The following is a 1,919-nucleotide window of genomic DNA, read 5'->3' as shown; positions in this document are numbered from 1 at the left end:
GCTGAGAAATACCCGTGAACCTGATACAGTTAGCACTGACGTAGGAAACTAATGCACTTCACTCTGCTTCTATGGCGTCTTTCAGCCGATTTCCCCCGTTGAGTTGTTAGCTGGTTTTGTTTTTCAATCTCATCAAGGATTAGATCAATGACCATGCTTGCTAAAAATGATTCCCTTTTAAAAACGACCTTAAAAACCACCGCACTTTGCTTGCTTCCAATGCTGTTTTATACGCAAAACGCCCAAGCGGAAGGCAAACTCACCGTGTATTGCAGCGTGCAAAATGCCACCTGTGAAAAAGTCACAAAACGCTTTGCCGAAAAATATCATGTTGACACTCAATTTGTACGCAACAGCACCGGCACCGTACTGGGTAAAATCAAAGCGGAAAAAGACAATCCACAAGCCGATGTATGGTTTGGCGGCACCTTTGAACCGCACTTACAAGCCGCTGATCAAGGCTTGCTGGCAGTTTATCGCTCCCCATTACAAAAAGACATCATGCCACAGTTCAAAAAATTAATGGATGAACGAGGCGACTACACGTCAATTATCTATTTAATGGAAGTTGCCATCGGCGTGAATACGGAAAAATTAAAACAGCTCAATATTCCGGAACCGAAATGCTTCGCCGATTTACTTAAGCCAGAATTCAAAAATCAAATTCAATATGCCGATCCTCGCGTGTCCGGCACCGGCTATTCTTTTCTAACAACATTAGTACAACTTTGGGGTGAAGAAAAAGCCTTTGATTACTTGAAAAAACTCAATGCAAACGTGGCACAATATTCTAAGAGCGGTTTAGCCACCGGTAATTTATCCACCGGTGAAGTGAGTGTGGATGTTTCCTTTATGCATAGTTATGTGCGTGAAAAAGACAAAGGCGCACCGGTAAAAGGCATTTTGCCTTGTGAAGGGGTGGGCTACACACTGGGTGCGGTCAGCATTATCAAGGGTGCACGCAATCTTGATAATGCCAAACACTTCGTGGATTTCGTCCTCGATGCGGAAGCACAAGAAATTCCATGGCGCGAATCCGATTCTTATCAAATTCCAACGAACATTCACGCTAAGGCGTCCCCGAAAGCCAGCGATCCAACAAAACTGAAGTTATTGGATATTGACTTCATCCGTTTTGGTGCCGATGCAGAAAGCAAACGCCTCATTGAACGTTGGGTTAAAATCACGCAAGAAGAAAAATAATTTCCCCCATTCTTACGTTGGGAGAGCAACATGTTCATTACGCCATACCACGTTTTTTTCGTTGCTCTCCACCTCCCGAGTTTTGTGACTAACTTCAAAGATCCGAAAATTTTAGCCAAAATTCCATTTTTTTTTAGGAAGAATGAAAGTATCCTAACTGCCGGCGAACATTTAGGGAGAGAAAGATGTATCCGTTTCAACAATTTACTCAACAGGATATAGAGATTTTAGAGGATGAAACAGTTTATCGCGGTTTTTTTAAACTAAATAAAGTGAAATTTAAACATAAACTTTTTGCCGGCGGCTGGAGTGGTGTGGTTACGCGGGAATTGTTAATCAAAGGCGCGGCTTCTGCCGTCATCGCTTACGATCCGGTATTGGATAATGTCGTGTTGGTAGAACAAGTGCGTATCGGTGCCTACGACCCGGCATTAAAACAATCGCCATGGTTACTTGAATTGATTGCCGGCATGGTAGAAGAAGGCGAAACGCCGGAATCCGTCGCATTAAGAGAAAGTGAAGAAGAAGCCGGTGCAAAAATCACTCATCTACAACACTGCTTAAGCGTTTGGGATAGTCCGGGCGGCGTATTAGAACGTATTCATTTATTTGTCGGCAAAGTAGATAGCACCCAAGTTGGCGGTTTGCATGGTTTAGCGGAAGAAAATGAAGATATTCGGGTTCATGTTGTCAGCCGAGAAACCGCCTATCAATGG

2 protein-coding genes are annotated in these 1,919 nt (G+C 43.5%); both read left to right on the top strand.

From position 1 onward, the window contains the following. The first annotated feature begins 147 nt into the window (after positions 1 to 147). Positions 148 to 1,203: an ABC transporter substrate-binding protein gene (locus tag Q0203_RS05515; protein WP_297930127.1), complete on the top strand. Its 1,056-nt coding sequence runs from the start codon at positions 148 to 150 to the stop codon at positions 1,201 to 1,203. A gap of 185 nt (positions 1,204 to 1,388) precedes the next feature. Then, positions 1,389 to 1,919: NUDIX domain-containing protein (locus tag Q0203_RS05510; RefSeq protein ID WP_297930124.1), on the top strand; the 531-nt coding region annotated here is incomplete at its 3' end.

Origin of the sequence: uncultured Aggregatibacter sp. (genome assembly GCF_938046485.1) — a bacterium.
Classification (GTDB): Bacteria; Pseudomonadota; Gammaproteobacteria; order Enterobacterales; family Pasteurellaceae; genus Aggregatibacter.
This window is presented reverse-complemented; position numbering and strand designations above follow the sequence as displayed.

Excerpts from the sequence above, each read along its gene's own strand:
- Q0203_RS05515 (WP_297930127.1), top strand. The coding sequence starts at position 148 with ATGACCATGCTTGCTAAAAATGATTCCCTTTTAAAAACGACCTTAAAA.